Source organism: Rhizobacter sp. P2_H2 (genome assembly GCF_056403375.1).
In genome coordinates, this window is sequence record NZ_JBFUFP010000830.1 from 1 (window position 1) to 2444 (window position 2444).

General features: G+C 70.2%; 2 protein-coding genes. Both read right to left on the bottom strand.

The genetic code is table 11. The annotated features are described in order from the left end of the window. On the bottom strand, nt 1–816 hold an 816-nt coding region (locus AC1D15_RS26960), incomplete at its 3' end, for a peptide chain release factor 1 (protein ID WP_477828420.1). Nucleotides 817–908: 92 nt separating this feature from the next. After that, nucleotides 909–2198 carry a glutamyl-tRNA reductase gene (gene hemA / locus AC1D15_RS26965; RefSeq protein WP_477828421.1) on the bottom strand — a complete coding sequence of 430 codons (1290 nt, stop codon included), beginning with the start codon at nt 2196–2198 and terminating at the stop codon, nt 909–911. Nucleotides 2199–2444 lie beyond the last annotated feature (246 nt).

Here is a 2444-nt window from a genome sequence, read left to right on the forward strand (position 1 = left end):
GGCCAGCGCCTTCGCCTTGTTGCGGTGCTGCGAGCGGTCGTCCTGGCATTCGGCGACCAGCCCGGTCGGCAGGTGGGTGATGCGGATCGCGCTGTCGGTCTTGTTGACGTGCTGGCCGCCGGCGCCGCTCGCGCGGAAGGTGTCGATGCGCAGGTCGGCCGGGTTCAGCTGGATCTCCTCGGCCTCGTCGGGCTCCGGCATCGCTGCGACGGTGCAGGCGCTGGTGTGGATGCGCCCCTGCGTCTCGGTCTGCGGCACGCGCTGCACGCGGTGCCCGCCCGATTCGAACTTCAGCCGCGCGTACACGTCGTCGCCGTCGACGCGCAGCACCACTTCCTTGTAGCCGCCGAGATCGGACATGCTCTCGGACATCAGCTCGGTGCGCCAGCCGCGGCGCTCCGCATAGCGGGTGTACATGCGCAGCAGGTCGGCGGCGAACAGCGCCGATTCGTCACCGCCGGTGCCGGCGCGGATCTCGAGGAAGGCATTGCGGCCGTCGTCCGGATCGCGCGGCAGCAGCGCGGTCTGCAGCTCGCCCTGCAGGCGTTCGAGGTCGGCCTCGGCGGCGGCGATCTCCTCGCGCGCCATCTCGGCGAGGTCTGCGTCAGCCAGCATGTCGCGCGCGGCCAGCAGGTCGCGCTCGCGCTGCTGGTAGCGGCGAAAGCGCTGCACCACGCCGTCGACCTCGGCGTGCTCGCGGGTCAGGCTGCGGAAGCGGTTCATGTCGCTGACCACCGACGGGTCGGCGAGCGATGCATCGAGTTCGCTCAGCCGCAACGCGAGGCGTTCGAACTGCTGGCGGAGGGTGTCTTTCATCGGGGCTCCGGAAAGGGTTCGCGGAGCCGGCGCGCGGCCGAAGCCGCAACAGGGTGCGCCCGCCCCGCCGTCATGCGGCGGACGGGGCGTCGCTAGTGGTTGTCGCCCGGCTTGCGCGGCGCGCCGCGCAGGAAGAGGCGCGACACCGTCTGCGCGAGCGCGGCACGCTGCTCGCTGTCGGCGGCATGCAACTCGGCGAGCGTGCCGTGCAGCATCTTCTGGGTCAGGCCGCGGGTCAGCGCCTCCAGCACCGCATCGAGGTCCTCCCCCTTCGCGAGCATCTTGCGGGCGCGGGCGATCTCGGCGGCGCGCCAGTCGTCGGCCTGCGCATTCAGCGCCTGGATCAGCGGCACGGTGCCGCGCTGGTCGAGCCAGTGCACGAAGCTCTGCACGCCGCTCTCGATGATGACCTCGGCCTGCTGGACCGCGGCCTGGCGCTTCTCGCCGGCGGTCTGCACCAGCGCCGACAGGTCGTCGACGGTGTAGAGGTAGACGTCGTTCAGCCGCGAGACCTCGGGTTCGATGTCGCGCGGCACGGCCAGGTCGACCATGAACATCGGGCGGTGCTTGCGCGCCTTCAGTGCACGCTCGACGGCGCCCAGCCCGATGATCGGCAGCGAACTGGCGGTGCACGAGATGACGGCGTCGAACTCGCCGAGCCGGGCCGGCAGGTCGGACAGGCGGATCGCCTCGGCGCCGAAGCGGCTGGCCAGCTTCTCGCCGCGATCGAGCGTGCGGTTGGCCACCGCCATCGCGCGCGGCGCGCGGGCCGCGAAGTGCGTGGCGACCAGCTCGATCATCTCGCCGGCGCCGACGAACAGCACCTTGGTGTCGCGCAGGTCCTCGAACAGCTGCGAGGCCAGGCGCACCGCGGCAGCGGCCATGCTGATCGAGTGCGAGCCGATTTCGGTGGAGGTGCGCACGTCTTTCGCGACCGCGAACGAGCGCTGGAACATCTGGTGCAGCGTGGTGCCCAGCGTGCCGGCGGTGCTGGCCTCGCGCACCGCCTGCTTCATCTGGCCGAGGATCTGCGGCTCGCCCAGCACCATCGAATCGAGGCCGCTCGCGACGCGGAAGGCATGGCGCGCCGCGGCGCCGCCCTCCAGCACGTAGGCATGGTCCATGAAGTGGTTGCTCGCCACGCCACCCACGCCCGCCAGCCAGTCGATCGCCGGGCGCACCAGCGCCGGCTCGGCCGCGCAGTACAGCTCGGTGCGGTTGCAGGTGGACAGGATCGCCGCCTCGGGGCTGCCGCTCGGGCGCGCAACCCGCTCGCGGAAACCCTGCAGCGTCGGCGCCAGCTGCTCGAGCGTGAACGCAAAACGGCCCCGCAAATCCAGCGGAGCCGTCGTGTGGTTCAGACCGAGGGCGAAGACACTCATGGGCAGATTATAAAATTTGCAACGCCGTCGGGCGTTTGCCGATTCTCAAGACCGTCATAGGCGCTGACGATTCGTCACAATAACGCGGTTTGTCGGCAACTTCCGGGCCAGCTTTTGCGAGAACCAGTCGATGGGACCTTTGGACGCACTGTGGCACCTGCTGAACTTCCTCGGACCCGCTTTCGGCGTCACCGCGCTGGCGTCGGCACTGACCAAGCTGCTGTGGCGGCGTGAACTGGCGAACGT